This is a genomic window from Sphingomonas sanxanigenens DSM 19645 = NX02 (assembly GCF_000512205.2).
Classification (GTDB): Bacteria; Pseudomonadota; Alphaproteobacteria; order Sphingomonadales; family Sphingomonadaceae; genus Sphingomonas_D; species Sphingomonas_D sanxanigenens.
Genome location: NZ_CP006644.1, coordinates 4423646 through 4448948, shown reverse-complemented (window position 1 = coordinate 4448948; position 25303 = coordinate 4423646). Strand labels below are relative to the sequence as shown.

At 69.0% G+C, this 25303-nt stretch carries 19 protein-coding genes; 5 read left to right on the top strand and 14 right to left on the bottom strand.

Translation table 11 applies throughout. The annotated features are described in order from the left end of the window. Positions 1-119: 119 nt before the first annotated feature. From NX02_RS20175 to NX02_RS20140, 8 genes are all read right to left on the bottom strand, one after another. Entirely contained in the window at positions 120-1340 is a 1221-nt protein-coding gene (locus NX02_RS20175; RefSeq protein ID WP_025294001.1) for a DUF1444 domain-containing protein, read from the bottom strand. A gap of 161 nt (positions 1341-1501) precedes the next feature. Further along, positions 1502-2302 (bottom strand): ABC transporter permease, encoded by an 801-nt coding sequence (locus tag NX02_RS20170; RefSeq protein WP_025294000.1) that lies wholly within the window; start codon positions 2300-2302, stop codon positions 1502-1504. Further along, a complete protein-coding gene (locus NX02_RS20165; protein ID WP_025293999.1) occupies positions 2299-3183 on the bottom strand; it encodes an ABC transporter ATP-binding protein in 885 nt (294 codons plus the stop codon). Before NX02_RS20165 ends, NX02_RS20170 begins: the two co-directional genes overlap by 4 nt. A gap of 2 nt (positions 3184-3185) precedes the next feature. Then, positions 3186-3509: a DUF3297 family protein gene (locus tag NX02_RS20160; protein ID WP_025293998.1), complete on the bottom strand. Its 324-nt coding sequence runs from the start codon at positions 3507-3509 to the stop codon at positions 3186-3188. Positions 3510-3568: 59 nt separating this feature from the next. Then, positions 3569-4165: an NADPH-dependent FMN reductase gene (locus tag NX02_RS20155; RefSeq protein ID WP_211258237.1), complete on the bottom strand. Its 597-nt coding sequence runs from the start codon at positions 4163-4165 to the stop codon at positions 3569-3571. Positions 4166-4251: 86 nt separating this feature from the next. Continuing rightward, positions 4252-5238 (bottom strand): LacI family DNA-binding transcriptional regulator, encoded by a 987-nt coding sequence (locus tag NX02_RS20150; protein ID WP_025293996.1) that lies wholly within the window; start codon positions 5236-5238, stop codon positions 4252-4254. Continuing rightward, on the bottom strand, positions 5235-6293 hold the full coding sequence (locus NX02_RS20145) for an aldo/keto reductase (protein WP_025293995.1): 1059 nt from the start codon (positions 6291-6293) through the stop codon (positions 5235-5237). The genes NX02_RS20150 and NX02_RS20145 overlap by 4 nt, the downstream gene beginning before the upstream one ends. 193 nt (positions 6294-6486) lie before the next feature. Then, complete coding sequence (locus tag NX02_RS20140) at positions 6487-7692, bottom strand: MFS transporter (protein ID WP_039997865.1); 1206 nt, start codon at positions 7690-7692, stop codon at positions 6487-6489. 409 nt (positions 7693-8101) lie between these two features. Here NX02_RS20140 and NX02_RS20135 point away from each other — a divergent pair, with 409 nt between their 5' ends. Then, positions 8102-10993, top strand: coding sequence for a TonB-dependent receptor (locus NX02_RS20135; RefSeq protein ID WP_025293993.1), 2892 nt, complete (start codon positions 8102-8104; stop codon positions 10991-10993). A gap of 168 nt (positions 10994-11161) precedes the next feature. Continuing rightward, positions 11162-13060 (top strand): PhoX family protein, encoded by a 1899-nt coding sequence (locus NX02_RS20130; protein WP_025293992.1) that lies wholly within the window; start codon positions 11162-11164, stop codon positions 13058-13060. 195 nt (positions 13061-13255) lie between these two features. On the opposite strand, the gene prfH is transcribed toward NX02_RS20130, so the two are convergent. Next, on the bottom strand, positions 13256-13873 hold the full coding sequence (gene prfH, locus NX02_RS20125) for a peptide chain release factor H (RefSeq protein WP_025293991.1): 618 nt from the start codon (positions 13871-13873) through the stop codon (positions 13256-13258). Beyond that, complete coding sequence (locus NX02_RS20120) at positions 13870-14973, bottom strand: RNA ligase RtcB family protein (RefSeq protein WP_025293990.1); 1104 nt, start codon at positions 14971-14973, stop codon at positions 13870-13872. Before NX02_RS20120 ends, prfH begins: the two co-directional genes overlap by 4 nt. Before the next feature lie 777 nt (positions 14974-15750). Here NX02_RS20120 and NX02_RS30890 point away from each other — a divergent pair. Further along, on the top strand, positions 15751-16482 hold the full coding sequence (locus tag NX02_RS30890; protein WP_162232709.1) for a response regulator transcription factor: 732 nt from the start codon (positions 15751-15753) through the stop codon (positions 16480-16482). Positions 16483-16538: 56 nt separating this feature from the next. Here NX02_RS30890 and NX02_RS20105 read toward each other — a convergent pair whose 3' ends face one another. The 3 genes from NX02_RS20105 to NX02_RS20095 form a co-directional block, all read right to left on the bottom strand. Continuing rightward, entirely contained in the window at positions 16539-17408 is an 870-nt protein-coding gene (locus tag NX02_RS20105; protein WP_158014110.1) for a pepsin/retropepsin-like aspartic protease family protein, read from the bottom strand. A gap of 379 nt (positions 17409-17787) precedes the next feature. Then, a complete protein-coding gene (locus NX02_RS20100; protein ID WP_025293986.1) occupies positions 17788-19194 on the bottom strand; it encodes a glycoside hydrolase family 28 protein in 1407 nt (468 codons plus the stop codon). A 104-nt stretch (positions 19195-19298) separates the two neighbouring features. Further along, positions 19299-20141 (bottom strand): DMT family transporter, encoded by an 843-nt coding sequence (locus tag NX02_RS20095; RefSeq protein WP_245648655.1) that lies wholly within the window; start codon positions 20139-20141, stop codon positions 19299-19301. Positions 20142-20242: 101 nt separating this feature from the next. Here NX02_RS20095 and NX02_RS20090 point away from each other — a divergent pair, with 101 nt between their 5' ends. After that, the gene (locus tag NX02_RS20090) at positions 20243-21646 is read left to right on the top strand and encodes an aminotransferase-like domain-containing protein (protein WP_025293984.1); all 1404 of its coding nucleotides are present in this window, start codon (positions 20243-20245) and stop codon (positions 21644-21646) included. Positions 21647-21743: 97 nt separating this feature from the next. Further along, positions 21744-22418: a Crp/Fnr family transcriptional regulator gene (locus NX02_RS20085; RefSeq protein WP_084717975.1), complete on the top strand. Its 675-nt coding sequence runs from the start codon at positions 21744-21746 to the stop codon at positions 22416-22418. A gap of 74 nt (positions 22419-22492) precedes the next feature. Here NX02_RS20085 and NX02_RS20080 read toward each other — a convergent pair whose 3' ends face one another. Next, positions 22493-25243 carry an HAD-IC family P-type ATPase gene (locus NX02_RS20080; RefSeq protein WP_047099828.1) on the bottom strand — a complete coding sequence of 917 codons (2751 nt, stop codon included), beginning with the start codon at positions 25241-25243 and terminating at the stop codon, positions 22493-22495. Between the last annotated feature and the right edge of the window lie 60 nt (positions 25244-25303).

Genomic DNA, 25303 nt, shown 5'->3' with positions numbered 1-25303 from the left:
ACGAGGGGCCCCACGCCCAATTTTGCCGATCGGGCAGGGTGGACGGCCCGATGTGCCGGACAGGATGGTCGCGTGACTCGTCCCTCGACTGCGCTCGGGACGAACGGCGTTGCGTTTCCTCAATCCATCTCGAAAAACCAGGGCGGGCAGCGATGCTCCGTCCGCAACCGCTCCACGACATCCAGCAGCGCCGGTCCGTCGATCCGGTAGCGTGGCGGCCACAGGCCCGGCTCGGGGCTGAGCGGCCCCATCACCTGCTCGACCGAGTCCCAGCTTCGCGCGAGCGATGGACCGCCCGCGCTCGATCCGATCAGCACCACGTCCGCGCGCGGCAGGAGCGAGAGCGCGTCGGTGGTCCATGTCGCCACGCTGCGCAGCCAGCCTTCATGCTCGATCAGCATCAGGCTGGCGACGAAGATGTCGGTGCCGTCCTTCTCATGCTCGGCGTCGAGCAATTCCTTCTGTCCGCCATAGACCCAGCCCCATTGCTGCCCGCGCAGCGCATGGAGCGCGGGCTGGCGGGCCGCCTCCGCGTCGAACGGCGCCCATACGCCGTCCGTCAGCCGGATCGGCAGGCAGGAGATCAGCCGATCCGCCTCGGCCAGCCATTGCGTTGCGGCGGCACCCATATGCTCGAGTGCCGCTGCGTCGTCGGCGCCCGCGACCAGGATCGAGCGCCGTTCGAACACGATCGCCACCGGATCGCCCTTCAGGCCGAGCTGTTCGAACAGATGCGGCAGCAGCACGCGCGACGAATCATAATGGTCCTGATAGTCCGAGATGTAGAAGCCGCCTTCGGTCGGCGTGAACTTGCAGGGGCTGGCGGCGCGCAGATTGTCGAGCGCCTGCGCGGTCGCGGTGGCGAAGTCGAGCCCGCTGTCGCGCAGCGCGTCGGCGCCGAGCAGCCGGATGCCATGTTCGGAATCCGACGCGATCAGCATCGTCATCACGTCGCACAGCGGCTGCGCCGCGCCCGCATAGGTGTTCGCGGGCAGGCCGGTCCGGCCAGCCGAGAGCGGCTCGAAGTCGAGACGGGCGCGGATGACCGGCATCAGGCTTTCGGCGGGCAGCGTGTCGGGCACGCCGTCGGCGGTTTCGAGGAGGAAACCGATGATCTTGGCGAATTCCTGCTCGCGCGCCGCGGCGCCATCGGCTTCCTGCCAGCCGCGGAACATATTGCCGAGATAGACCCGGCCCGTGACCCCGGACGTATCGATCTCGAAGCGATCCTTGTCGTAGTCCAGCGCGCCTTGCCAGCCGGCCTCGCGCAGGCGGGACATCACCTCGCGGGCGAAGCGGTCCTGCTCGGTGCCGCCGCGGAAGAAATCGAGGAGGGCCATGGATGCTCCCGGTGTTGGACGATGCCGATCGATGCCGATCGATGCCGGCCCCGTCCCGTTGATATGCCGGAATAATGACCGGCGACGTGGCGGCGGGTGAACGGCTCGTGGGAGGGGCTGAACGGTTCGGCTGATTTGGGGCGGCCGGGTTGGGCGGGATGCTACTCCCGCGCCAGATCCTGCCGCTCGAACAGCATCGCCGTCCCCGCCACCAGCACGACGAGCCACAGGACAAGCACTCCGGCTCCTGCCAGCGCCACCTCGTTCGGAACGCCGCCCGCCGCCCAGCCGCGCACCGCATCGCCCGCCTGCGCCGGCGCCAGCAGATAGCGATCCAGCGCCGGCCCGCGCGATACGAAGCCCAGCGCCATGCTCTGCGCGAGCGCGAGCAGGAAGGCGGGGAGGGCGCCGCCGAGCAGCGATCGTGTCGCGACCGCACCCAGCCCGGCCATCGCCGCCACCACCAGCATCTCCAGCAGCGATCCGGCAAAGCCCGCGGCCAGCGCGCCGATCCAGCCTGCGCCCGCGGGCCACATCACCGCAGAGCCATAGCGCAGCGGCTGGTAGAGGCCGGACAGCACGTCCGCGAGCATCGACAGCAGCAGGCTGACCGCGGCGAACATCGCGAACACCGCGACCTTGCCGAGGATCAGGTTGGCGCGGCGGTTGCGCGGCGTGGCGAGGCGCCAGCTTTCATAGCGATAATCGCCCGCGAACAGCGATGCCGCGCCGATCGCGTAGAACAAGGCGGCGATCGGATTGCCCGCCGCGTTCAGCCCGCGCATCGCCAACGCCACCGGGTTGGCCGCGCCGAGCAGCCCGGCATCCTCCACCCGCATCACATTTTCGAGCGCGACGCCCAGCAGCAGCGCGAACAACGGCACGAAGCCATAGGCCCAGAACAGCATCACGCGGTTGCGGCGCGCGCGGAACAGTTCGGCGCGGATCGCGTCGGCGATCATCGGCCGCCTCCGGTTTGCTGGAAGAACAGGCTTTCGAGGTTGGCGCCCTCCCAGCGCGCTTCCTCGATCGCGACGCCGGCAGCGACCAGCGCGGCGATCAGCGCCGGCGCCTCGCTGCGCGCGATATCCGCCAGCACCGCATCGCCGTCGCGCTGGCCGCGCTCGCCCAATGTCGCGAGCACCGCCGCGGCGGGCGTTGCGCTGATCCGCAGCCGCGCGCGTGTCGCGAGCAGGTCGCCGATCGTGCCGGTCGCGACGAGGCGGCCATGGTCGAGGATGGCGACGCGGTCGCAGATGCGCTGCACCTCGTCGAGCAGATGGCTGGAGAGCAGCACGGTGACGCCGTCGACGTCCGCGAGGGTGCGGACCAGCGTGCGAATCTCGCTGATCCCGGCGGGGTCCATGCCGTTGGTCGGCTCGTCGAGGATGATGAGGTCAGGCGTGCCGACCAGCGCGGCGGCGATGCCCAGCCGCTGTTTCATGCCGAGCGAGAAGGTGTCGACGCGGCGGTCGGCGGCGTCGGTCAGCCCAACGCGGTCCAGCAGCGGATCGGGATCGAAGCGCCGGAGTCCGCCGACCAGCGCGACATGGATCAGCGCCTCGCGCGCGGAGAGATAGGCGTGGAAGCGCGGCGCCTCGATGAAGCTGCCGACGCGGCGCAGCACCGCAGGGCTGGGCGGCGCGCCGAACAGCGCGACCGTGCCGGCGCTCGGCCGCACGAGGTCGATGGCGATGCGCAGCAGGGTCGATTTGCCGGCGCCGTTGGGGCCGAGCAGCCCGAACACGCCGCCGGCGGGGACGTCGAGATCGAGACCGGCCAGCGCCTGGACCGCCCCGTAACGCTTCACCAGCGATCGGGCGGCCAGCGCCGGCACGGCCATGATCAGTCGGCCTTGTCCGCGGTCTCGCCCGCGTCGTCGCCGGTTTCGGCTCCCGTTTCCGCTTCCGCTTCCGCCCCGGCCTCGTCGCCGCTGGTCAGGAAATAGGGCTCGACCGGGCCGGAGAGCTTGATCGTCAGCGGGCGACCGCGGCGATCGACCTTCTTGCCCAGCGCGACGCGGACCCAGCCTTCGGACACGGAATATTCTTCCACGTCGGTCCGCTCGGCGCCCTTGAAGCGGATGCCGATGCCGCGCGCGAGCACGTCGGCGTTGTAATGCGGGCTGCGCGGGTCGTTGCAGAGGTGATCGGGCGGGGTGTCGGCCATGTCGTTACGCTTTCCGATGGACAGATTGGGCGCGCTGATAGCGGCCACGCCCCCGCGCGTCACCCCTCGATCGCGTCGCCGGTGTCGGTGATCGACGGGCTCGACCGGTGCAGCCGCGCGAATTCCACGACTTGCCGGCCGACCAAAGCGAGCTGTGCCGCCACCGCGTCGTCGGTGCAGCCGTCGGGCGTGAACATGCCGCCCACCGTACGGATCGCGGCGCCCAGCGGCGTCGGCCAGCCGCGCAGCGCGTGGACGATCGAGCGCATCGTCGCCAGCGTGCTGCCGGTCGCCTGCCAGCCATAGGCGGTGGCGATCAGCCCCACCGGCAGCCCGTCCAGATAGACGCGCCCGTCGCGCGCGGTTTCCTCCAGATAGTCGATCGCGTTCTTGACGCCGCCGGAGATCGAGCCGTGATAGCCGGGGCTCGCCAGGATCACGCCATCCGCCTCGCGCACCGCCGCGACCAGCGCCTTGCCGCCTTCCGAGCGTTCGGATCCGGGCACGCCATAGATCGGCAGCGCGCTGAGGAAGGGGCCGTCGAACAGCCGCACTTCGGCACCCGCGGCGGCGGCGGCGTCCAGCGCCACCGTCAGCGCCAGTTCGGTGGACGATGATGGTTTGGCGGTACCGCCCAGTCCGACGATCTTGACCACTTCATTCTCCCGGATGTCGCACCTGCGGTAGCGCGCTGGCGGGGCCGATCAAGCCATGGCGACCGACTTTTCTCTGCAGACGGTTATCAGCAAGCCGCGGAGGCGCGGTCGACGAGCCGCGGCTGAACGGTGCGGAGCGCATCGCCGCCGGGCGGATCGCACAGCATCGCCACCGCCAGCGCGACCATCTCGTCGACCCGCTGGTCGAAGGTGGCGAGCGCATAGCCGGGCCAGGAGGCGGCCTCGATATTGTCATAGCCGATGATGCGGAAATCGGCGGGGCAGGCGCGGCCGCCGGCGCGCAGCGCGTCGATCACGCCCAGCGCGGTCAGGTCGTTGGCGCAGAAGATCGCGTCGGGCGGGCTTCCCCGGGCGAGCAGATCGCGGCCCGCCGCGAGGCCGCCGGCATGATGATAGTCGCCCGGCAGTTCGAGCGGCGGCGGCAGGCCGAGTGCCGCGAGTGCCTCGCGAAAGCCGATGCCGCGCTCCACCTGCGCGATGCTGTCGATCGGGCCCGCGACATAGGCGAAGCGGGTGCCGCCGCGCGCGTGGAGCAGCCGCGCGGCCTGCATCCCGGCGGCGCGATTGTCCGATCGCACGCTGCGCACCCATTCGGTCTCGATCGCGGAGTTCAGCGTGACGATCGGCACGCGATAGGCCGAAAGCGCGTCCGCCACCGATTGCGACTGCACCGAAAGCGCGCTGACCACGCCGTCGACGCGATAGCCGGCAAGGCGGCCCACCGCATCGTCGAGCGCGCGGTCGCTCTCGATCTGGATCAGCATGATCTGGCGGCCCGCCGCGGTCAGCGCGCGGGTGAAAGCCTCCAGCGTCATCGCGTAGAAGGGATTGTAGAAGCCGCCGACCACCACCGCGACGATGCCGGTGCGCCCCTTCAGCATCATGCCGGGCAGCAGGTTGGGGCGATAGTTCAGCGCGGTGGCGGCGTGCTCGATCCGTTCGCGCATCTCGGGCGAGATGCTGGCGCCGGGTGTGAACGCGCGCGACACCGCCGATTGCGAGACGCCCGCCCGCCGCGCGACATCACGCGAGGTGGGCGGGCGATCGCTCATGCGAGGTGCGAGCCGATCAGCACGAGGTCGGCGGGGGAGAGCCGGTCCGACGCGGTCGATTTCTGGTGCCAATAGGGATAGAGCAAAGGCGGGCGGCTGACCGCCTCGAGCTTGGCGACATCCTCGGCACTCAGCACCAGGTCGGCGGCCTTGAGATTGTCGGCGAGCTGCGCGTCGGTGCGCGCGCCGACGACGAGGCTGGCGACACCCGGCCGCGCCAGCAGCCAGGCGAGCGCGACCTGCGCCGGCGTCGCGCCCTCATAGCCCTTGGCGACCGCGACCAGCGCCTCGACGATGTCGTACAGCGCCTCGATGTCACGCACCGGCGGCTCGTCCCAGTTCGCTGCCTTGCGCGTGCCCTCGGGCTCGGGCTGGTTGCGGCGATACTTGCCCGAGAGCAGCCCGCCGGCGAGCGGCGACCAGATCACCGCGTCGATGCCCTGGTCGACCGCGATCGGCAGCAGCTCATATTCGGCCTCGCGCGCCTGCAGCGTGTAGTGGATCTGCTGGCCGACCGGGCGGACGAGCCCTTCCTTCGCGGCCGCCGCGAGCATCTTCATGATGTGCCAGCCGGAGAAGTTGGAGACGCCGACATAGCCGATCTTGCCGGCGCGGGTCAGGTCGTCGAGCGCGCGCAGCGTTTCCTCCACCGGCGTCTGCCCGTCCCACTGGTGGCACCAGTAAAGCTCGATATGGTCGGTGCCGAGCCGCTTGAGGCTCGCCTCGCAGGCGCGCACCAGATGATGGCGCGAAAGGCCGCGTTCGTTGGGGCCCTTGGTGCCGGTCGGGAAGCGCGCCTTGGTGGCGAGCATCAGCCGGTCCCGCCGCCCCGCGATGGCTTCGCGGATGATCTCTTCCGACAGCCCGGCCGAATAGATGTCCGCCGTGTCGAGCATGTTGACGCCCGCATCCAGCGCCATGTCGATCTGTCGCCTGGCGCCTTCGATGTCGGTGCTGCCGGTCTTGGCGAAATTGCCCTGGCCGCCGAAGGTCATCGTGCCCAGGATCAGGGTCGAGACCTTCAGGCCAGAGGCCCCGAGGGTGCGGTACTGCATCGAAACATCCTTTCGTCTGGATGGGATGGGAAGGAATGAGTTCGGGACCGTTTCTCTCCGTTCGCCCTGAGTAGCCATTGAGCTTGCCGAAATGGCGTATCGAAGGGCCCTGGCTCGGAGCGGGTGCTTCGATACGGGCCTTCGCCAGGCTCAGTCCCTACTCAGCACGAACGGAGAGGTGGGCGAGGGCAGCTTACCGCCCCGCCTTCCGTTCCGCGAGCACCGACAGCGCCCAGAACACCAGCCCGCCCGCCGCCAGCGCCGCACCGACCCAGCCGGTCGAGGGCAGGCCCCAGCCCGCGGCGATCGCCATGCCGGCGAGCCACGGCCCCAGCGCGTTGGCGGTGTTGAACGCGCTGTGGTTGAGCGCCGCGGCCAATGTCTGCGCCTCGCCCGCCACGTCCATCAGCCGCGTCTGCAGCGCGGTGCCGAGGCCGCCGCCGCAGCCGATCAGCACCACCATCGGTGCCAGCGTCCAGAGGCTGCCGGTGGCGAACGGATAGATCGCCAGCGCGACCATGCTCCAGATCAGCACGCCGGCAACGGTCGGCATCAGCTTGCGGTCGGCCGCCCAGGCGACCGCGAAATTGCCGCCGGTCAGCCCGATGCCGAACAGCACGAGCAGCACCGGGATCATCGCGGGCGACGCCTTCGTCACCGTCAGCACGGTCGAAGCGAGATAGGTGTAGACCGCGAACATGCCGCCGAAGCCGATCGCGCCGATGGCCAGCGTCAGCCACACCTGCTTGCGCTTCAGCGCGGAAAGCTCGGTCAGCGGGCTGGCATCGCTGGCGGGCGCGGTGCGCGGCGCGAACGCGGCGATCAGCCCGGCAGTGCCGAGCGCGAGGCCGCTGACCAATATGAAGCCCCAGCGCCAGCCGACGAGCTGGCCGATCGCATTGGCCAGCGGCACGCCGATGATCGTCGAGACGGTGAGCCCGGTCATCACCAGCGCGAATGCCTGCGCGCGCCTGGCGGGATCGACCAGCGAGGCGGCGACCAGCGCCGCGACCCCGAAATAGGCGCCATGCGGCAGCCCCGCCACGAAGCGCGCGGCAAGCATCAGGTGATAGGAGGCGGCGACCGCGGAGAGGCCGTTGCCCAGCGCGAACATCAGCATCAGCGCGATCAGCAGCGACCGGCGCGGCACCCGCGCGGCAAGCACTGCGATCAGCGGCGCACCGACCACCACGCCCAGCGCATAGGCGCTGATCACATGGCCCGCGGTCGGCGCGTCGATGCCGAGGTCGGGCGCGAAGAAGGGCAGCAGGCTCATCGTCGCGAATTCGGTGGTGCCGATCGCGAACCCGCCCATCGCCAGCGCGAACAGCACGAGAGCGACGGGCGCCGCGCGCGCATCGGGCGCGCAATCGATCCGCGACAAGGCGGCAGCGGACATCGATTCACTCATGCATTCGGGCTCCGGAAGGGGGATGCTGCATCGCAGCGCCGCTGCCTTAGCAGCTTCGCTTTTGCATCGCGATGCAAAATGCAGATGCAGCGGATGCATCCACATCCGGCAAAGCCGCGCCGATGATCCGCGCCGATGATCCGCGGTTGCGCGATCAAGTAGGGCGCGCGCACCGGCAACATTAAAAAATCGACCCGAAACTGCAACATATCCGGGCTAGGCGGCAGGCACAGTCTGCCGGCAACTTTCGACGCGCGGCCCACCTCGAAGAGCCCGGACACGCCGGAGCCGGTGGGACCAGCGGCCGCGAACCAGGGCTTAGAGGCTGCCATCCGTCAATCGCGGCTCGTCCGCAATTTTGCCGTTCCTGCGTCATGCCGGAGCGTGGGGGAAAGTCATGCCGTCTGGATCCGTTTCGATCATCCGTTTCGCCGCGCGCCTCATGGGCGGCGCAGCCCTGTCCACCATCGTGCTGGCGGCCGCGCCGGTGCTCGCCCAGTCCGCCGCATCGGTTGTCACCGGGCGCGTGACGCAGGCCGATAATGGTGCGCTGCTGAGCGGCGCCACCGTCACCATCGTCGAGACCGGCGACAGCAGCGTCACCGACGATCAGGGCCGGTATCGCTTCGGCGCGGTGCCGGCGGGCGGCTATACCGTGCGCGTCGATTATATCGGGCTGCCCAGCCGCACCGTCCGGGTCGATACCGCCGCGGGCGACATCATCACCCAGGATGTCGAACTGGGCGAGGCCGGCGGCGACGTCATCATGGTGATGGGCCAGCGCGCGGCGCAGGCCAAGGCGCTCAGCGAACAGCGCTCGGCGGACAATACCCGCAACGTCGTCTCCGCCGACCAGGCCGGGCGCTTCCCCGATTTCAATGCCGCAGAGGCGCTGCGCCGCGTGCCCGGCGTGTCGGTGCAGCGCGAGGTGGATGCCGGCGAAGGCCGCTACATCTCGATCCGCGGCCTCGACAGCGGGCTCAACAACACCAAGATCAACGGCATGAACGCCGCGCAGCCCGAGAAGGAGAATCGCCGCGTTCCGCTGGACATGATCCAGACCAGCGCGCTCGCCTCGATCACCGTCCACAAGACCTTGCTGCCCGATCAGGATGCCGACGGCATCGGCGGCGCGGTGGTGCTGGAGACCGCGACCGCCTTCGACTACCGCAAGCGCGTGATCGACCTGACGGTGGCGGGCTATTATCACGATCTGGCAAACGAACTGCAGCCGCAGCTGCAGGCGACGGTCGCCACCAGATTCGGCGCCGACGACCGCTTCGGCATCCTCGTTTCCGGGGCCTGGTCCAAGCGCAAGACCAAGGGCTTCGTCTTCTATCAGGACGAGGATTATCTGAGCTATTCCGAGGATGATCCGTCGAGCGGCGTCACCCCGCTGCAATATCACCTCACCGAATATGAGAATGAGCGCGAGACCATCTCCGCCAACGTCGCGCTCAACTGGGCGGCGACCGACACCACCCAGTTCACCTTCAAAGGCAGCTTCAATCGCCTGTTCGACAAGGAACTGAGCCGCGCGCTCTATTTCGAGGGCGGCACCGACGAATATGACGATGACGGCCAGCTCATCCTTACCGAGCCGGGCACCGCGAACATCTTCAACCAGTATGAGGAAACCGAGCTGACCCAGCAGGCCTATGTGCTGAGCGGCAAGACGCAGACCGGCGCCTTCACCTTCGATTATGGCATCGGCTATTCCACCGCCAAGCGTGAGGAGCCGTTCGACAACGAGGTCGCCTTCACCAAGGAATTGGAGAGCAACCTGTTCGATTACGACGTGTCGGGCCGTTTCCCGGTGCCCAACCTGTCGGCGGCCGACCGCGCGGCCATCGCCGACCCGGACGGTTACGAACTGGGCTATAACGATATCGACATCGATACGTCGAAGGAGCAGCGCTACGCCGCCAATCTCGACATCGTCTACGAACCCGCCTCGTCCTGGCTGCGCTCGATCAAGGCGGGCGTGAAGTTCGAGCGTGCCAAGCGCACCTTGAACGAGGGCAATGTGATGGAGCTGAGCGGTCCGCTGACGCTCGACCGGTTCGGCACCGGCCGGCTGGTCGATACCGGCGTCGTCGGCGCGCCCTATGCGCCCTATCTGTCGCTCGACATCGCCAATGTGAAGGACTGGCGCAACTATGCGCAAGGGTTGATCGACGCCAACCCGGACGATTTCGTCAACGAATATGTCGAGGATGGCGCGATCCCGCTGGACGAGGACAGCTATACCAGCAGGGAAGACAGCTATTCGGGCTATGTGATGGGCAAGGCGAGCTGGGGCGATGTCGAACTGATCGGCGGCCTGCGCATCGACCACACCCGCGTCACCGCCGACGTCTATGAGGCGATCGCGCTCGAGGATGCGGATCCGGTGTTCGACCGGGTCAAGGGCAAGGCGAACTACACCAGCGTGCTGCCGCGCCTGCAGCTCAATTATCGCGCGTCGCAGAACTTCGTCGTCCGCGGCGCCTTCTACACCTCGATCGCCCGCCCCGAGCCGCTCTACATCGCCGGCGCCACCGAGATCGAGGAAGAGGATGGCGAGGTTGACGTGACGGTCGGCAATCCCGGGCTCAAGCCCGCCTATGCCTATAATTTCGATCTCAGCGTGGAGCGCTATTTCGGCTCGATCGGCCTGATCTCGGGGGGCGTCTTCTACAAGAAGATCGACCGCTTCATCTTCAGCGGCACCGCGCCGGAGACCGAGGGCGATCGCGAACGCTTCGAAAATGATCCGCGCCTTGCCGGCAAGGTGATCGACGACGTCATCACCTACACCAACGGCAAGTCCGCCGAGATCTACGGCATCGAGCTCAACGTCGTGCGCCAGTTCCCGCGGCTGCCCGGCGCGCTGGGTGGCCTCGGCGTCTATGCCAACGCCACCTTCCAGCACAGCAAGGCGGATACCGGCATCGACGGCGTCGCCAGGGGCGATTTCTTCAACGCCCCCGAAAAGATCGTCACCGCCGCGCTGACCTATCAGAAATACGGCATCGAGAGCACGCTCGCCTATAGCTGGCGCGACCGCCAGGCCGTGCGCTTCTCCAGCTACAACACGCGGATCGTCGAGGAACCCTATGGCTCGCTCGACGGCCAGATCCGCTACGCGATCACCCCGAAGCTGAAGGCGTTCGTCAACGCGGTGGACATCCTCAACAACGGCAAGGATCCGATCGTCGACGAACGCTACGGCGCGGGCAGCCGCTATCTGGAAGGCGCGACCTATACGGGCCGGACGATCACCTTCGGCATCAACGCATCGTTCTGAACATAGCCCTCTCCCCCGAGGGGCTACGACATTCACATTGCAAGGCAAGCGACCTCATTATGTCCTCCCCGAGCAGAACTCGGGGAGGAACATTCGGCCCTCAGCCCAGATGTGTGAATGCTATAGCCCCCGAGCGGAGAGGGCTTCGCTTCGAGGATCTCTCTTACCGTGACCGACCACCCCGACCCCTGGCCAGCCTCGGTCAGCAACGACAAGGGCACCCACCGCCCCTTCCGCCCGCGCAGCGGGAGCACGCCGCTGTCGACTCTGATCAGCCGCCGCGCGCTGCTGGCCGGCGCCGCGGGCACCATCGCCGCCGCGACGCTCTCCGGCACCCGCGCCCCCGCACAAGCCAGCCCCGCGCCCTTCCTGTTCGACGAAATCGCGCTGAAGCCCACCGCCGACGACCATCTCGCGGCCGGCTTCCAGCGGCAGGTGGTGATCCGCTGGGGCGATCCGATCTTCGCTGATGCGCCAGCGTTCGACGTCACCCGCCAGCACTCCGCGGCGGCGCGGCGCCAGTTCGGCATCAACAATGATTATACTGCCTTCCTGCCGCTGCCGCCGGGATCGGGCCGGTCGGACCATGGCCTGCTGGTGGTGAACCACGAATATCCGCTGCCGCAGCTGATGTTCCCCGGGCTCCGCGCCGATCAGGTCGCGAGCCGCATCACCCGCGCGCAGGTGGATGTCTGCATCGCCGCCTGCGGCGTTTCGGTAGTCGAGGTGAAGCGCGTCGACGGGCGCTGGCAGGTGATGGCGGACGGCCGCTGGAACCGCCGCATCACCGCGGACACGCCGATCCGTATCTCGGGGCCGGTCGCAGGCCATGCGAAGCTGCGCACCGCCGCGGATGCCACCGGCCGGCTGGTGCTGGGCACGCACGACAATTGCAATGGCGGCGTCACCCCCTGGGGCACGATCCTCACCTGCGAGGAGGGTTCGGCCGATTTCTTCGCCGGCACCGTCGAGCGCCACCCCGATCGCGCGCATCTCGAGCGCAATCATTATGAGACGTCGCCGCACGGCCGCTATGGCTGGGCGCGCTTCCACGACCGCTTCGATTTCGACAGAACGCCCAACGAACCCAACCGCTTCGAATGGGTGGTCGAGATCGATCCGTTCGATCCCGAAGCCCCGCCGGTGAAGCGCACCGCGCTCGGCCGCTTCGCGCACGAGGGCGCGCACTGCGCGCTCGCGGCGGACGGGCGCGCCGTCGTCTATCTCGGCGATGATTGGGAGTTCGAATATTGCTACCGCTTCGTCAGCGCGCGCCCGGTCGATCGCGCCGACCGAGCGAAGAACCGCGACCTGCTCGATGAGGGCACGCTCTCGGTCGCGCGCTTCGATGGCGATGGCACGCTGATCTGGCTGCCTCTGGTCTTCGGCCAGGGCCCGCTCACCGCCGCCAACGGCTTCCATTCGCAGGCGGATGTGCTGCTCGAAACCCGCCGCGCCGCCGACCTGCTCGGCGCCACGCCGATGGATTCGCCCGAGGGCTTCGAACCGCATCCGCAGACCGGCCATGTCTTCGTCGCGCTCACCGGCAACCCCGCGCGCGCGGCGGTGAACCCCGCCAATCCGCGCGCTGCCAACGGCCATGGTCATATGCTGGAGCTGATCCCGCCCGGCGGCGACCATGGCGCCGACCGCTTCGGCTGGCGCGTCTTCCTGCTGTGCGGCGATCCCGCCGACCCCGCGGACGGCGCGACCTTCCACCCCGAGACCAGCGCGGAGGGCTGGTTCGTCGAGCCCGACAATATCGGCTTCGACCCCGCCGGCCGGCTGTGGGTGTGCAGCGACGGCCCCGGCGTGCGCGGGCATGACGGGTTGTGGGTGATGGATGTGGCTGGGCCGCAGGCCGGCCTCTCCCGCCTCTTCTATTCCGCGCCGATCCAGGCCGAATGCTGCAGCCCTGCCTTCACCCCGGACGGCGAGACGATGTTCCTCTCGATCCAGCACCCCGCCGAACGTTCGGAGGATCTCGCTTCGGCGAGGACCGGCTGGCCGGACTTCCAACCGGGCGTGCCGCCGCGGTCGGCGGTGATCGCGATCAGCCGGAAGTAGGCGTAATTTTTCCTCCCTGGCGCGCAGCGACGGGGAGGGGGACTCCGCGCGCCAGCGCGTGGTGGAGGGGCCGGCGCCGAACTGATCTGATTGCACCGCGATCGACGGGAGGGCTCTGCGCCGGCCCCTCCACCACCAGCCTGTGGCTGGCGGTCCCCCTCCCCGAGCAAAGCTCGGGGAGGACAATGCTCACATTCACCCCAACCGGAAGTCCTCGCCCCGATACGTCCGCACCGCATTGCCCCGCTCCAGTCCATGATTGCGGCTCCACGCCTCCCGCCGCCCGGCCGCCGCCGCCGCGCGCCGCTGTTCCTCCAGCAGCAGCGACAGCTTCAGCCGGGCGATGCGGCGGTTGGCGAATTGGGATCGCTGGTCCTGCGAAAAGGTCGTCAGCCCGGTCGGGAGGTGGGTGGCGCGCACCGCGCTGTCGGTCGTGTTGACATGCTGTCCGCCCGGCCCGGAGGCGCGCAGCGTCTGGTAGCGTATGTCCGCCTCATCGAGGTCGGGCATATCCCCGGTCTGCGCCACGCGCGCGGCGCCGACGAACCAGTTGCGCCGCCGGTGTTGCGGGCGGAACGGGCTGGTGCCGATCCAGCGGATCGTGCCGGTGCGCGCCGCGGCGAACGCCTCGGCACCGTTGCCCTCGATGCTGAGCAGCAGCGACGCCGCGGGGCCGGCGACCGGTTCCACCGCCTCGCAGGCGAGCCCCGCCGCGCGCGCCTCCGCCGCCCACACCCGCGCGAGTTGGGCCACGATCCACGCGCATTCCCTCGGCCCCTGTCCCGAGGAGAGGTGCAGGATGATCCCGGTCATGCGCGGCGCACCTTGTAGGTCAGCAGCGGGCAGAGCATCGCGATCGGATCGATCAGCCCCGCCTGCTGGAGGTCACGCACGACCTGATGGATATCCTTGTACGCCTGGGGCGCTTCCTCGAAGATCAGGTCGCGATCCTCGCAGATCACGCGGCTGCCCAACCGGGTGCGTTCCAGATCGGCGATCCGGAACCGGCGGGAGAGCTTGTCGCGCGCCTCGCTGCGGCTCCATTTGCGGCCGGCGCCATGCGCCAGCGACTGGAGTGCATCGTCCGCCCGGTCCGGCCGCGGGCGAACGACATAGGTCATGTCGCCGCGCGAGCCGGGGATGACGACCAGCCCGCCATCCGCCGGCGCCGCGCCCTTGCGATGCAGCCAGCCGTCGCGGTGCCGGGTGACGCTGTTGTGGCACAGGTCCAGCAGCCGCTCGCCGCGCGTCGCCAGCCGATCGAGGAAGCGCTCGGCGATCACCGCGCGGTTGAGCACCGCCCAGCGGATAGCGGCGTCATGCTCGGCCAGATACGCCGCGCAGGCGGGATCCTCCGCCGCCAGCCCGGCGACGTTGAACCGGCTGCGGTGCCGGTCGAGGATCGCCTGGCCCAGTCCGCGCGAGCCGCTGTGCACCATCAGATGCACCGCGCCCGCGTCGAGCCCGGCTTCGGCGAACAGCGCCGCATCGATCACCGTCTCGACCCGCAGCAACTCGGCGAAATGATTGCCGCCGCCGATCGTGCCCAGCGCCTCTCCGGCGGCGGGGGGCAGCCCGACCGCCGCGAGCCGCCCGGCGCGGTCGCCCGGCCAGGTCTGGTCGAGCCCGTGCAGCCGCCGTTCGGCCGCGTCGGCGCGGAACTTGCGCCGCGCGATGCCGGTGCGCCACAGCCCCATGCCGCAACCGATGTCGCTGCCCACGAGGTGCGGATAGACATGGCTGCGCGACCAGAACGCCGCGCCCACGGCGATGCCGCGCCCGGCATGAAGGTCGGGCATGCCGACGACGGCGTCGATGCCGGGCAGCGCCGCGGTCTGCCGCAGCTGATCGACCGCGACCTGATCGATCCAGCTCTCGGGCGAGGCGATGATGCGAATGTCGGCCGCGTTCATTGCGCCGCACCTGTCGATGACGGCCGCGCGTGCGGCGCGGCTGCTTGACGGCGGACGAAGATATTATGTGCCGCGGCGGTCTCGTCGCCGCGGAGAAGGATCAGGCGAAGACGATCGCCTGCAGGGGGCTTGCCCATGTCGAAAAGTCCCGAACCCGGAAAACGGAAGTGGCGATGGGTGCGGTTGCGGTCTGCATCTGCTCACTCCTTTCCTGAGCCGGGGGGACGATGGCAGCGCGCCTAGCCGAAACGGCGCTACCGATCAATCCGTCGGGGCGGCCTGGAACGCGGGGGGAGCCGGGCCGTCCGCGGACCAGCCTGCCCTTTGTCGCCCAGGTCGCCAGCTTCAGCGATTGCGCGCTGCAGCACCGGTCGTCTGCCTGCACCATGACGCCTTCATCGCCTGCCTCGCCCTGCCGAAAGCGCGCGGCCGGACTGAAGGCGCATCGCGGTGCGGAAATCCGCATTCGGCCGAAATCTTCCGTGGCGAGCCGCGGTCGAGCGGACTGCGCTGCATCGCACAACGCCATATCCGAATCGGTCGCGAATCAAATTCTCTCATTGGTTTAGCTATTGTCGCAATTGGTACTGATTCGCGCCAGCAGCGCCCTTCGGCGCTGCGGAATGGCGCTTTTGCGTGATTACTCATCCGTTTTCGCGCTCAACTCATCGTAAATTAATATCTTAATGTTGCTGGGAGCCCTTTCGGGCGTTGGGCGATTATGGACATTAACCTTCTGTCCATGATCGAAGTGCAGCAGGTGAAGATGTGGGGGACTTGGCACGTGGGAAGGCCGACCTCTCGCAGCGAGCCGGTAGAACTGACCAGAGAGGTTCGGCAATGGAGTCTACGTTCTCGATATCCCTTTTATTCAGGAACCATATTTTCCGAGAGGGACTGCAGCGTTTGTTCACGGAAAACGGTTACCGGGTCATCGCTTCGGTGAATGACCCACAGCAACTCGGGCGTGGGGCCGGAGATGCGAATGACATCGTCGTCGTCGAGGGCACTCTGCTCGAAGGCGACGGCCAAGGCCTGTTGAGCGACATCGCCGAGCGGATGGACGATCCCAGGATCGTCGTCACCGGCCGCGGTTTCAGCCTTGAACGCATCGCGGCGGTGATGGCGGCGGGCGCCTATGGCTTCGTCGACGCCGACCTCACCTTTCCGGCGTTCCGTATCCACATCGATCTCGTCGCCAGCGGGGAGCGGGTGATCCCGTCCAACCTGATCGACACCCTGTTCCGCGTCGCCGACCGCGTCAGCGACGATGCGCCGCAATTCGATCTCAACGATCGCGAATGCGAGGTCCTCGACGGGCTGGTCATGGGCCTGCCCAACAAGGCGATCGCCCGCCGCATCGGCATGAGCGAACCGTCGGTGAAGCTCGCCGTCAAATCCATCTTCCGCAAGCTCGAGGTCCAGAACCGGACCCAGGCCGCGTTGCTCGCCCGCGAAAGCGGCTGGGCTGAAGTCCGGCTGAACGGCAACGCCTACCAGCCGCACTGATCAGGAATGCATCCGGCCGGCCGTTGGGGAATGGCCGGCCGGATCGCTTCCAGTGCTCATTCCTGCGCCGCCGGCGCGATCCACGCGCTGCCGTCCTTCAGATCGAAGGTCAGGATCCAGTTCTTCAGGAACGGCATGCCGAGATTGCCGTCCATGATCATGTCCGGCGTGAAGGCGTCGGCGCTGTTCACGGTGACCGCGGGCGTGATCGCGAAACGCGCGGTCTGCTTCCCCTCGGCAACAGGGTCGAGCCCGAACGCTTCGGCGACGTGGCGCGCGACCAGCACGGTGCCGCCATTGCCCGAATCGAGTTCCATCCATACCGGCCCTTTCGGCGTCGGAACCTCTACCATCACCGCGAGCGCGAGCCCCTGTACCTCGCGCACCAGCCGCACCTTCAGCGGCATCATCGTGGCGATGCGCGCCGTCCGGCTCGCTGCGCTTTCCACCACCAGCCTGCCATGGGCGAGGTCGAGCGTGATCGTCTTGCCGTCGAACAGGTTGAGCGAGGCGAGCCCGTCGAGCGGTGCATCGGCGGGATTGAGTTTGCCGAGATTGATCAGGCCCATGGCGGGGGGAGTCACGCTGTAGCCCGGCATTGCCACCGTCACGCCCGTGCAGCGCCCGCCATCGCCGCGATCGCCGAACATGCGGAAGCCGGTCAGCCGGCCCCAGGGCGTGCAGCCGGCATCGGTCACCGTCTCGCGCGACAGCGCGGTGATGCCGCCGCCAGTGTCGAACAGCAGCTTGCGCGGCTTGCCGCCCACCGTCACCGGCAGCACCCAGCGCGTCCGCCAGCGCTCCAGCTGGATGCTGGCTTCGGGCGCTGCCAGTGCATGCCCGGTCGGCGCCTGCTCCGCCTGCGCCATGGCCGGCATGGCGAGTGCAAGGCCGATCAACGCCAGTCCGAAACCACGACCCCGCATCTTCATCGCCTTCCTGATCGCCCTGTGCGGAAGCCGGCCTCACCGCTGTCGTGCGGCCAAACAACCCGCAATCGACCGACCAGGGTTTGCGGTTCGACAAAGTGCGATCATGCAGTGCCGGCAGCTTGATGCCGGGCAGGGGCCTCAGCCAGCATCGGTTGATGATCAAGCGATGGATGCAGGCAGTGTTTCAGCCTCTTTCTCGACAGCAAGGAGGTGCCGCGGCTGCGCACCTTTCTGGAGGAACTCCCCGAGAGCAGCCCGGTCGAGATCGATGGGCGCAAATGGAGCGTCGGGACGCGCATGCCGTTTCCGCACGAGGACTTGTGGATGGGACGAAACGCTGAGATGAGCCGCGCCGAATGATTGGCGTGGCGCCTCAGTTCGGCCGGCCGGACTCCATCCCCAGCCGATAGTCCGCGCCCGCGACCACCGGGTCCGGCAGCGGCGGCGGGGTGAGCGGTTCGGCGCCGTCCAGCCCGCGCCCGCTGACATTGGCGGTGGCGAGCTTCGCACCCTCGGCGATCCTGACGTCGATCCGTTGCAGCACCGCGCCGCGGATGTTAGCAAGGCGCATGCCCTTGCCGGCGGTGCTGGTCACATCGCGGAGGACGAAGCCGTCGAGCGGCTTTTCCGGGTGTATATTCACCGCCTCGACCAGCACCGGCACGTCCGTCACGCGGATCCGTTCGAAACGGAAGTTGCGGACGGTGGGGATGCCGTCGTGGCCGGGGACGGGGAACTGGTCCTGCTTGCCGCTGTCGAGAAAGTTCAGCCGCAGGAAGCCGTTGCCAGCACCCGACACCTCAAGGTCGCGCATCGCGATATCCTCGATAAAGGCGCCGCGACCCGGCCGGCTCTTGATGTAGACGCTGAATGTATAGACCTTGAGGAAGCGGCAGCGATCCACGGTCACGCGGCGGATTCCGCCCGAGGTTTCGCTGCCGATGCCGATGCACGCCCAGCGATGGTCGCGGAAGGTGCAGTCGGCGATCGAGACATCCTCGGTTGGCCGGGCGATGCGGTTGCCTTCCATGCCGCGCCCCGATTTCAGCGAGATGCAATCGTCGACCGTGTCGAAGTCGCAGCGCTCGATCGCGACGCGCCGGCAGGAATCGACATCGATGCCGTCCGCGCGGCCCTTCACCACCAGGTCGCGGAACAGCGCATCCTCGCAATAGACCGGGTGGATCGACCACATGTCGTTCTGCCGGGTGGTGAGTTCGGTGACGCTGAGCCCCGCGACGTCGACGAACTCCAGCAAGGCCGGGTGGCGCAGCCCGTTGGCGGCGACGCGGCCGGGGATCGCGTCCGACGCGATGATGCTGCCCTTGCCGGCGAGGCCGACGTTGCGCGCACCCTGTGCATGGATCAGCCCGATATGGCCGGGCAACCAGCGACCTTCCCACCGGATCTCGGTGACCGGATAGTCGGCCAGGTCGGGCGAGCCGAGCAGCGCCGCGCCCGCCTCGATCCTGAGCACGGTGTTGGATCCCAGCCTGAGCGCGCCGGTGAGGTAGCGTCCGCCGGCCACCACCACCGTGCCGCCGCCCAGCACCGCGCAGCGATCGAGCGCGCGCTGCAGCGCTACAGTGTCCTTGGTCGTGCCGTCGCACCGCGCGCCGAAGCTGCGCGGGTCGATCTGCACGCCGGTCGTGGCGGCGGCGAGGGGGGCGGGGCGCGCCGGTTTGATCGCGGCACCGGCTGGAGCGGCGGCAGAGACGGCTCTTGGCAGGGCGGCGGTGGCCGCTGCGGCGACGAGGACGGTGCGGCGATCGATGCTCATGCCGGGCAGTCTCCTGATGCGGTCCGGCGCTGCGGCCGGTCGCGGCATGAGCACTGCCCGGTGCACCGGCGTCAAGCGCAGCGGAGCATTTTCAAGGACTTGGCTCAGGCGAAGCGTCGCGCGCCGCCCACGCACAGCAGCAGGCACAGCGCCGCCGCGACGATCGGCCAGCCGATCTGTTCGCCCAGCAGCACAGCGCTCACCGCGAACCCCATGATCGGCTGGAGCAGTTGCAATTGGCCCACCGCCGCGGCGCCGCCCAGCGCGAGCCCGCGATACCAGAAGACGAAACCGATCAGCATCGAGAAGAGCGAGACATAGGCGAGGCCGAGCCACGCCGAGGGCGCGACATGGGTGAGCGTCGCCGGCCACAGCCACCAGGCGAGCAGCGCCATCGCCGGGGCGGCGAGCAGCAGCGCCCAGCAGATCACCTGCCAGCCGCCCATCCGGCGGGTGAGCACCGCGCCTTCGGCATAGCCGAGCCCGCACAATATGATCGAGGCAAGCATCAGCGCGTCGCCGAGCATGCCGGAACCGGTCGCGGCACCGTTCAGCAGCGCATAGCCGATCAGCAGCGCGGCGCCGGCAAAGGCGAACAGCCAGAAGCCGGCGCGCGGCCGCTCGCCGCCGCGCAGCACCGACCAGGTCGCGGTGACGACGGGCAGCAGCCCGGTGAACAGGATCGCGCGCGGCGAGGAGATATGCGTCAGCGCCATCGCCGACAGCAGCGGGAAGGCGAGGACGACGCACAGCGAGACCAGCGCCAGCGACCGGATGTCCTCGCGCGCCGGGCGGCTGCGCAGCAGCAGGATCGGCACCGCCCCCGCCGCCGCCGCGATGAGCGCGCGCGCTGCGGTGAGGAAGGCGGGGTCGAACGCCGCCACCGCGGCGCGGGTCGCGGGCATCGAGCCGCTGAACACCAACACCCCGAGGAGGCCGAGGATCATGCCCCGCCGTTGATCATGCTTATGCTGGTCCATGCGATGCGTGTTGACAGAGGTGCCGCGCGATCGCCACGGACGGATCGGTACAATTCAGGCGAACTGTCATGGCCGATCAGCCGATACACTCCTCCACCAAGGTCGCGCGGATCATCGATCTCGTGCAGCGGCGGATCGACACGCGCCAGCTTACGCCGGGCATGCGGCTGCCCTCGGTGCGGGCGATGGCCGAACAACTGTCGGTCTCCAAATCGACCGTGGTCGACGCCTATGACCGGCTGACCGCGCAGGGCGTGGTGCAGCCGCGCGCCGGATCGGGCTTCTACGTCGCCGCCCCGCTCGCCCCGCTCAACGTCGCGGAGCCGCGGGGGGAGACCGATCCCACCGTCGATCCGCTGTGGATCATGCGGCAGGCGCTGCGCCCCGGGCCGTCGGGCCCGGCGCCCGGCTGCGGCTGGCTGCCCGCGGACTGGATGCCGGACGAGGCGCTCCGCAAGGCGCTGCGATCCCTCGCGCGCGACGGCGATGCGGAGACGCTGTTCCTCTACGGCACGCCGCAGGGCGATGCACGGCTGCGCGCGGTGATCGCGCGGCGGCTGGGCGATCAGGGCATCGACGCCGCGCCCGATCAGGTGATGCTGGCGGAATCGGGGACGCACGCGATCGACCTCGTCTGCCGCTTCCTGCTCGAACCCGGCGACACCGTGGTGGTCGACGACCCCTGCTATTTCAACTTCCACACCTTGCTGCGCGCGCACCGCGCGCATGTGGTCAGCGTGCCCTATACGCCGGCCGGCCCCGATCTCGCCGCCTTCGCCGCGACGCTCGTCGCGCATCGGCCACGGCTCTACATCACCAACGCCGCGCTGCATAACCCGACCGGCGCCAGCATGTCCGCCCCCGTCGCGCACCGTCTGCTCAAGCTGGCGGAGGCGCATGACCTCGTCATCGTCGAGGACGATATCTTCGCCGATTTCGAGGCGGAGCCCTCGACCCGCCTCGCCGCGTTCGACGGGCTCGATCGGGTGATCAGCATCGGCAGCTTCTCGAAGACATTGTCCGCCGCGATCCGCTGCGGCCATATCGCCGCGCGCGCGGACTGGATCGCGGGGCTCGCCGACCTGCGCCTCGCCACCGGCCTCGGTTCCAACCCGGTCAACGCCGAACTGCTCGCGGCGGTGCTGACCGACGGCAGCTATCGCCGCCATGTCGAGCGGCTGCGCACGCGCCTGGCGCGCCGCCGCGAACCGGTGATCGAGCGGCTGGAGGCGCTGGGCCTGGTGCCCTGGCATCGGCCGCATGCCGGCATGTTCCTGTGGTGCGCACTGCCGGGCGGGCGCGATTCCGCCCGGCTCGCGCGGCGGGCGCTCCGCGAGGATGTGGTGCTGGCGCCGGGCAACGCGTTCAGCCACAGCGGCAGCGCGGGCCATTTCCTGCGCTTCAACATCGCGCAGATGGACGATCCCCGCATCGACACAGTGCTGCGCGCGGCGATTGCCGAAGCCGGCTGATCCGCCTTGCCCCGCTTATGCCGCGCGCGCATGGTTCGATGCGGCCGAACCCATCGACAGAAGGCGACCGGCATCGGTTAGGAGCGGCCGGGCAGGCATGACAGTTTCCAGCGCCATGATGCCCGACGAGGATGGCTGGTTCGGCGCGCTGCCCGAGGCGGCGCGCGCCTTCTTCCGCGCGCGCGGGCGGCTGAAGACCTATCGCGCGGGCAGCCGCGTCTACGCGACCGGCGATCCGCCGGACGCGCTCTACCGCGTGGTTGCCGGCGAGGTGCGGCTGGTCAATTATCCGGTGCCGGGGCGCGAACTGCTCAATCTCGTCGCGCGTCCCGGCGACTGGTTCGGCGAGCTGTCGATCATCGATCGCAAGCCGCGCCCGCACGATGCGGTCAGCGCCGGGGCGGCGACCCTGTTCGTCGTGCCGCTGGCGGTGATCGAGGATTATGCGCGCGAGGATGCGGCGATCTACGGCCGGATCGCGCTGATCGCCTGTGCGCACCAGCGCGCCGCGCTGGCGTTCATCGCCAACACATTGTCGAAAAGCCGCCGCGCGCGGCTCGCCGAACGCCTGCTTGCGTGGCAGCGCGATGCCGATGGCACGCTGCATGTGCGCCAGGAGGAACTCGCCGCGCAGATCGGATCGTCGCGGCAAAGGCTGAACGCGATGCTGGCGGAGCTGCGCCGGTCGGGGATCATCGCCACCGCCTATGGCCGGATCGCGGTGCTCGATGCGGCACGGCTGGCGGTGATGGCGGACGGGAATGAGGGATAGGCGCGCGATGCCGCACGATCGGCAGGCCGCTCCCCCCGCTCTCGACCGGAAATGCCCGGGTGGTGCTGCCCCGATCAGCGTGTCGAAGACCGCGCCGCGGGGTGCAGATCGGCGGCCGGGCCGTCACGCGCCTCGCTGGCCAGTTCCGCGAACCATCCCAGCCGGCGCATCAGCAGCTTTTCGCCTTCCAGCAGCACGAACAGCAGCACGCCCGGCGCGACGATGGTCGCGCCGTCGGCGATCGAGAGCGGCCGGGTGTCGAAGATCGCCTGCATGAACGGGGCGAAGGTGAACAGCAGCTGCGCGATCACGACGATGGCGATGGCGCCGAGCACCGCCGGCGTGCCCAGCGCGCCGCGCCACGTCAGCGAGCGCATGTGGAGGTAGCGCACGTTGAACAGGTAGAAGATCGCCGCGACGACCAGCACGTTGACGACCAAGGTACGCGCCGTCTCCAGATCGCGCCCATGCGCCAGCGCGTCGAAGAAGATGCCCAGCGCGATGCCGGCGAGCAGGAAGGAAACGAACAACGCGCGCCACAACAGAAAGGGGGAGAGCAGCGGGGCATTCGCACGCCGCGGCGGGCGCGCCATCGTGCCCGGCTCCGTGGGCTCGAAGGCGAGGACGAGGCCCAGGGTCAACGCCAGCACCAGGTTGATCCACAGGATCTGCGTCGCCGTCATCGGCAGGGTGAAGCCGAACAGGATCGCGAGCACCACCGCGACGGTCTCCCCGCCGTTGGTCGGCAAGGTCCAGGAGATGAGCTTGCGGATATTGTCATAGACCGTCCGCCCCTCGCGCACCGCGGCGACGATCGAGGCGAAATCATCGTCGAGCAGCACCATGTCCGCGGCTTCCTTCGCGGCCTCGGAGCCCTTCTGGCCCATCGCGGTGCCGACATCGGCCTGCTTCAAGGAGGGGGCGTCGTTCACCCCGTCCCCCGTCATCGCCACGATTAGCCCGTGTGACTGCAGCGCGCGGACGATGCGCAGTTTATGCTCGGGGCTGGTCCGCGCGAACACGTCCACCTCCAGCACCCGTGCCGCCAGCGCCTCGTCGCTCAGCGCTTCCAGATCGGCACCGGTCAACCCCCGCAGCGCATCGCCGATGCCGAGCTGGCCGGCGATGGCGAGCGCGGTGCGCAGATGATCGCCGGTGATCATCTTCACGGCGATGCCGGCGGAACGGCATTCGGCGATCGCGGCCTTCGCCTCCTCGCGCGGCGGATCGATGAAGCCCATCAGCCCCAGGAAGCGGATGTCGCTGGCGAGGTCGGTGGGGGAGAGATCCTCGAACGCCAGCCGTCCGCGCGGGGCCGGCAAGGTGCGCATCGCAAAGCCGAGCAGGCGCTCGCCATCGTCCGCGGCGGCGGCGATGCGCGCTTCCCAGGCGAGCGGATCCGCGCCCGTGATCGCCATCACCGCCTCGGGTGCGCCTTTGATGAAGATCACGCACGCGCCAGCGGGGCTTCGATGCAGGGTCGCCATGAGTCGATGGGCGGCGTCGAACGGGATCTCGTCGATCCGCTGCCATTCGCCGCGCAGATGATCGGGGTTGAGGCCGGCCTTCATCGCCAGCGCGACCAGCGCGCCTTCCATCGGATCGCCATCGACCTGCCAGTGGCCGTCGCGCTGGCCGAGCGCGGCGTCGTTGCACAGCAGGCCGCAGCGGATGATCGCGCTGGCGGCGGCGATCGCGGCGGCATCGTCATCGGCCCCTCGCGCGGTGAGCCCGCCCTCGGGCGCATAGCCCGATCCGCCGACCAGGATGTCGCTCCCCTCGATCAGCACGCGGCGCACCATCATCTCGTTGCGGGTGAGCGTGCCGGTCTTGTCCGTACAGATGACGGAGGTGGCGCCCAGCGTCTCCACCGCCGGCAGGTGGCGGATCACGGCGCTGCGCGCGGCCATGCGCTGCACGCCGATCGCCAATGTGATGGTGATGACCGCGGGCAGCCCTTCGGGGATGATCCCCACCGCCACCGCCACCACCGCGATCAGCGCGTCGACCCAGTGATAGTCGCGCGCCAGCACCGCAAAGGCGAACAGCAGCGCCGCGCCCGCCATCACCAGCCAGGTGAAGCCGCGCGCGAAGCTGTCGATCTGGCGCAGCAGCGGCGTGGTGACCGTCTCCACGGCCTGCAGCAGCCGGCTGATGCGGCCGATTTGCGTTTCCGGCCCGGTTGCGGCGACGACGCCGCTCGCCTGGCCGGCGGCGACCAGCGTACCCGAAAACGCCATGCTGCGCTGGTCGGCGATGGCCGCTTCCGCCGCGACCGGCGCCTCCTGCTTCTCCACCGGCACCGATTCGCCGGTGAGCGGCGCCTCGTCGATCAGCAGGCCGCGCGCATGCAGCAGGCGCAGGTCGGCGGGGACGCGGTCGCCCGCCTCCAGCATCACGATGTCGCCCGGCACCAGATCGGCGACCGCCAGGGTGCGGCGGCCGCCGTCGCGCAGCGCCACGGCGTGCGGCGCGATCATGTCGCGGATCGCGCCCATCGCACGCTCCGCCTTGCCTTCCTGCACGAAGCCGACGACCGCGTTGATCAGCACCACCAGCGCGATCACCGCGGCATCGACGAAATGATCGAGCAACGCGGCGGCAAGCGCCGCCGCGAGCAGGAAATAGATCAGCGCGCTGTTGAACTGCGCCACGAAGCGCAGCAGCGGATGCACCGTAACGGCGCCGGGGAGTGCGTTGGGCCCATGGCGGTGCAGCCGTGCCTCCGCCTGGTCCTGGCTGAGCCCCGCGCGATCGGCATCCAGCCGCTCCAGCACCGTGTCGCCGGGAAGGGCGTGCCATGCCGATACTGCTTGTGGGTTCACGCCCGCCGCCCTGTGTGTCCTTCGAATGTGCGGGCGCAGGATAGGGCGGTGGGGCGGATA

Coding starts and splice junctions, on each gene's coding strand:
- NX02_RS20090 (WP_025293984.1), top strand. CDS start 20,243: ATGGCCGATCAGCCGATACACTCCTCCACCAAGGTCGCGCGGATCATC.
- NX02_RS20175 (WP_025294001.1), bottom strand. CDS start 1,340: ATGGCCCTCCTCGATTTCTTCCGCGGCGGCACCGAGCAGGACCGCTTC.
- NX02_RS20120 (WP_025293990.1), bottom strand. CDS start 14,973: ATGAACGCGGCCGACATTCGCATCATCGCCTCGCCCGAGAGCTGGATC.
- prfH (WP_025293991.1), bottom strand. CDS start 13,873: ATGACCGGGATCATCCTGCACCTCTCCTCGGGACAGGGGCCGAGGGAA.
- NX02_RS20150 (WP_025293996.1), bottom strand. CDS start 5,238: ATGAGCGATCGCCCGCCCACCTCGCGTGATGTCGCGCGGCGGGCGGGC.
- NX02_RS20145 (WP_025293995.1), bottom strand. CDS start 6,293: ATGCAGTACCGCACCCTCGGGGCCTCTGGCCTGAAGGTCTCGACCCTG.
- NX02_RS20085 (WP_084717975.1), top strand. CDS start 21,744: ATGACAGTTTCCAGCGCCATGATGCCCGACGAGGATGGCTGGTTCGGC.
- NX02_RS20170 (WP_025294000.1), bottom strand. CDS start 2,302: ATGATCGCCGACGCGATCCGCGCCGAACTGTTCCGCGCGCGCCGCAAC.
- NX02_RS20105 (WP_158014110.1), bottom strand. CDS start 17,408: ATGCGGGGTCGTGGTTTCGGACTGGCGTTGATCGGCCTTGCACTCGCC.
- NX02_RS20135 (WP_025293993.1), top strand. CDS start 8,102: ATGCCGTCTGGATCCGTTTCGATCATCCGTTTCGCCGCGCGCCTCATG.
- NX02_RS20095 (WP_245648655.1), bottom strand. CDS start 20,141: ATGATCCTCGGCCTCCTCGGGGTGTTGGTGTTCAGCGGCTCGATGCCC.
- NX02_RS20140 (WP_039997865.1), bottom strand. CDS start 7,692: ATGTCCGCTGCCGCCTTGTCGCGGATCGATTGCGCGCCCGATGCGCGC.
- NX02_RS20100 (WP_025293986.1), bottom strand. CDS start 19,194: ATGAGCATCGATCGCCGCACCGTCCTCGTCGCCGCAGCGGCCACCGCC.
- NX02_RS20165 (WP_025293999.1), bottom strand. CDS start 3,183: ATGGCCGTGCCGGCGCTGGCCGCCCGATCGCTGGTGAAGCGTTACGGG.
- NX02_RS20160 (WP_025293998.1), bottom strand. CDS start 3,509: ATGGCCGACACCCCGCCCGATCACCTCTGCAACGACCCGCGCAGCCCG.